5 protein-coding genes are annotated in these 3,447 nt (G+C 64.6%); 3 read left to right on the plus strand and 2 right to left on the minus strand.

Features of this window, described 5'->3' with window-relative positions; translation table 11 throughout:
• Both VN856_RS18650 and VN856_RS18655 read left to right on the plus strand, forming a co-directional pair.
• A partial coding sequence (locus VN856_RS18650) for an AMP-binding enzyme (RefSeq protein WP_414686996.1) occupies window positions 1–360 on the plus strand: 360 nt, incomplete at its 5' end.
• A gap of 19 nt (window positions 361–379) precedes the next feature.
• Window positions 380–1,093 carry a hypothetical protein gene (locus VN856_RS18655; protein ID WP_325691692.1) on the plus strand — a complete coding sequence of 238 codons (714 nt, stop codon included), beginning with the start codon at window positions 380–382 and terminating at the stop codon, window positions 1,091–1,093.
• Here VN856_RS18655 and VN856_RS18660 read toward each other — a convergent pair.
• Complete coding sequence (locus VN856_RS18660; protein WP_325691694.1) at window positions 1,079–2,065, minus strand: nitronate monooxygenase; 987 nt, start codon at window positions 2,063–2,065, stop codon at window positions 1,079–1,081. The two genes, VN856_RS18655 and VN856_RS18660, sit on opposite strands and share 15 nt — an antisense overlap.
• Window positions 2,062–2,454, minus strand: coding sequence for a tautomerase family protein (locus tag VN856_RS18665; RefSeq protein WP_325691696.1), 393 nt, complete (start codon window positions 2,452–2,454; stop codon window positions 2,062–2,064). Before VN856_RS18665 ends, VN856_RS18660 begins: the two co-directional genes overlap by 4 nt.
• A 265-nt stretch (window positions 2,455–2,719) precedes the next feature.
• On the opposite strand from VN856_RS18665, the gene VN856_RS18670 reads away from it, so the two are divergent.
• Window positions 2,720–3,447 (plus strand): acyltransferase (locus VN856_RS18670; protein ID WP_325691698.1); only part of this gene is annotated, 728 nt, incomplete at its 3' end.

Here is a 3,447-nt window from a genome sequence, read left to right on the forward strand (position 1 = left end):
GACCTCGCACGCCGCGATGCCGACGGCTACATCTATCCCAGCGGCCGGCTCAGCGACACCATCAACCGCGGGGGAGAGAAGTTCGGCCCGATCGAGGTCGAGGAGGCACTGCGTACCCATCCCGCGGTGAGCGACGTCGCGGTCGCCGGCATTACCGACGAGGAGATGGGTCAGCGGGTGGGCGCGGCGGTCGTTACCCGCCTCCCCGTGACGCTCGACGAGCTGCGGTCGCATTGCCGAGACTTCATCGCCTATTTCAAGTTGCCCGAGCGGCTGGCGATCGTCGACCACATCCCGTACAGCGACACCGGCAAAGTCAATCGCCGCCAACTCGCCCTGTTGATCGCCGAGAACGCCTGAGCTACCGAAAGGAGTCGCCGTGCTATTTCTTCACGAAACCCACCAGGTCGTCGGCGCCCGCGAGGACGACTTCGAGGCGGCCTACCGAGAAGGTTGGATGCCAACCCTGGCTCAAGAAGAGAACGCTCGGTTGCTCTGGTACACCAACCATGCACACGGCTCGGGGTTGGCTTACAACGTGGTCACGGTGACCGCGATAGCCGATGGCACGGCGTGGGAGAGCCTGGCCCGCCGAGCACAACAAGGCGATCTGGCGCCCTGGATGCGCGAATTGGACAACCTGCGCCACCAGGTCACCGGCAAGATCCTGTTGCCGGTCGAGTGGTCCCCGCTGCAAGAAGTGGACCTGACGACCGTGCCCACCAACGGTGCGACGCACCCCCAGAGTTTGTTCATGGAGGACACCGGGTGGCCCTATGCAGCGCTGGACGATTACATCCGCTGCTGGGATGAGATTTACTATCGCGTGCTTTCCAAGGCGCCCCCGGGCAGACGGGTGCTCGAAATCCAAGCCTGCTTCCAGGTGGCGCACGGGAGCTACAAACGCCGAGAGGCGATGCTGTGGCAGAAGATCGACGCGACCAACGACTACGCCGCCCTGAAACATCTGCTGACTACCGACATCCCGCCCGAGCATCGCGGGCCGGGGACCTACATGTTCGATGCCCTGAAGTACCGCGACCAGTGGGAGAGTCGACTGCTTCGCACGTCAGCCTGGTCACCCCTGTACTGAGCTCGCCCCAAAGCTGCTCTTGCGGTTCAGGATTCGATCTGCCTCAGCCGACATCTCGGCGACGATGTCGGCAGCGGGACGCACTTGGTGGATAAGACCGATCGACTCACCGATGAGGATGGCGGCGGCCTCGAAGTCCTCTGCGGCGACGGCGGCTTGATAAGTGCTCACCACTTCGGGCAACGACGCCTGCAGTTCGGCTGCGCGGCCATGCCAGCCGTCGACGAACGGGTTACTCAAGGCCCGCTCGTTGTATTCCGGCGCCCAGTCCAGCTCCCGCACGTAGTCATAAACCCGAGTGCGGTAGGTGTCGTCGCCGCTGGCACCGATAGCTCGCTCGTGCGCACGTGGTGACACCAGTGCTTCGGGGGAAGCCCAGAGCCGAGTGCCGACCACCGCGCCATCGGCACCGAGCGTGAGTGCGGCCGCAAGTCCGCGCCCATCGGCGACGCCGCCGGCCGCCAACACGAGCGTGTCGGGTGCACGGTCGGCGGCCAGGTCGACGACTTCGGGCACCAGGGTGAATGTCGTGCGCACCGTCATTCCGTGCCCGCCCGCCTCGCTGCCCTGAGCCACCAGTATCTGCGCGCCGGCGTCCAACGCGTGACGCGCCCGGTCGAGCGTTTGAACCTGCGCAATAAGCGGGACCCCGGCCTCGTGGATGCGCTCCGCGAACGGGTGCAGATCGCCGAAAGACAACATGATCGCCGCCGGATGCCGTTCCAGCGTCTCGTCGAGCACGTCGGGGTTGCGGGCCAGACTCCAGGTGATGAAGCCACATCCGACCCGTGCGCCGTCGGCCAGACCAAATTCGCGTGCTACCCACTCCGGGTCGGCGTAGCCGCCGCCGATCAGGCCGAGGCCACCGGCCGATGACACGGCCGCGGCGAGCTTGCCTCCCGAGGCCAGCGCCATCGGCGCCGACACAATCGGGTGGTCGATGCCGAAGAACTCGGTGAGCCGGGTTTTCATGTGAGCTCTCCAGTGAGGAACTGTGCCCGCCCATAGCCGAAAGACCAGTCCTCGTCGTTGTTATCGGTGATCGACACGACGAGATCTGCCGAGTCGAGCCCGCAACGCGCGGCCAGATTAGCGGCCACCAACTCATAAAACCGTTGCTTCATTTCCGGCGAGCGACGCCGGCTCACCACATGCAGCACCACCAGGGCGACGGAGCGCTCGATCCCGAGACCCGTATCCCAGACGACGATCTCGTGACTGGGGTGCGTGCGCACTACCTGATAGCGATCCCGTGTCGGCACTCCGAACGCCTCGACGACCGCGTCGTGGATGGCGTCCAGCAGTGTCCGGATCTCGGCAGCTGATCGACCCTCGATGAGGTCGACGTACAACAGCGGCATGTTTTCTCCCGTGATGTCGCTCGAGTGCTGAGTTGACGCTAACCGTCTCAACGCGTGCTGTGAATGATCGCTTCCGCCCGTTCGCGCTCGCTGTTTGTGGGCCTTGACACACCGCCTGCCTGCGGTGATACCGGGATAATCGGTGCAAGCCACACCGGGCCGACAACTCGCTATCGATCCGGCGCACTGATACCCTGCCAACGCCGTCGTTTGTGACGATGCGCCGCGGTGAGTGAAGCATCAGCGGCCTCACGGAAAGAATGTTGTGCGCAGCGGAGACATCAAGGCCCTCACAGGACTTCGCATCGTCGCCGCGGTGTGGGTGGTGCTCTTTCACTTCCGGCCGCTGTTGCGCGATGCCGCACCCGGGTTTCTCGACGCGCTCACACCGGTGCTCAATTGCGGAGCCCAGGGTGTGGATCTGTTCTTCATCCTGAGTGGGTTCGTGCTGACCTGGAACTACCTTGACCGGATGGGCGGATCCTGGTCGACCCGTGCCACCCTGCATTTTCTTTGGCTGCGGTTGGCCAGGGTGTGGCCGGTGTATCTGGTCACGCTGCATCTGGCCGCGCTGTGGGTCATTTTCACTCTGCACGTGGGTCACGTGCCGTCGCAGGAGATCTACCGCTTCACCGCGATCAGCTACGTGCGTCAGGTCCTGTTGGTACAGCTGTGGTTCCAGCCGTTCTTCGACGATTCGAGCTGGGACGGCCCGGCCTGGTCGATCAGCGCCGAGTGGTTGGCGTATCTGTTGTTCGGGTTGCTGGTGCTGGTGATCTTCCGGATGGCACGCGCGACGCGGGCCCGCAACCTGATCTGGCTGGCGGTCGCGGCATCGTTGCCGCCGGTGATATCGCTGCTGGTGACCGGACAGTTCTACACGCCGTGGAGTTGGCTGCCGCGCATCGTCATGCAATTCACCGCCGGGGCAATGGTCGCGGCCGCGGTCAGTAGGTTGCAGCCGACCGATCGGGGCCGCCGCCTCGCCGGCTG

Source organism: Mycobacterium sp. (genome assembly GCF_035603715.1).
Taxonomy (GTDB): Bacteria; Actinomycetota; Actinomycetes; order Mycobacteriales; family Mycobacteriaceae; genus Mycobacterium.

Coding starts and splice junctions, on each gene's coding strand:
- VN856_RS18660 (WP_325691694.1), bottom strand. CDS start 2,065: ATGAAAACCCGGCTCACCGAGTTCTTCGGCATCGACCACCCGATTGTG.
- VN856_RS18665 (WP_325691696.1), bottom strand. CDS start 2,454: ATGCCGCTGTTGTACGTCGACCTCATCGAGGGTCGATCAGCTGCCGAG.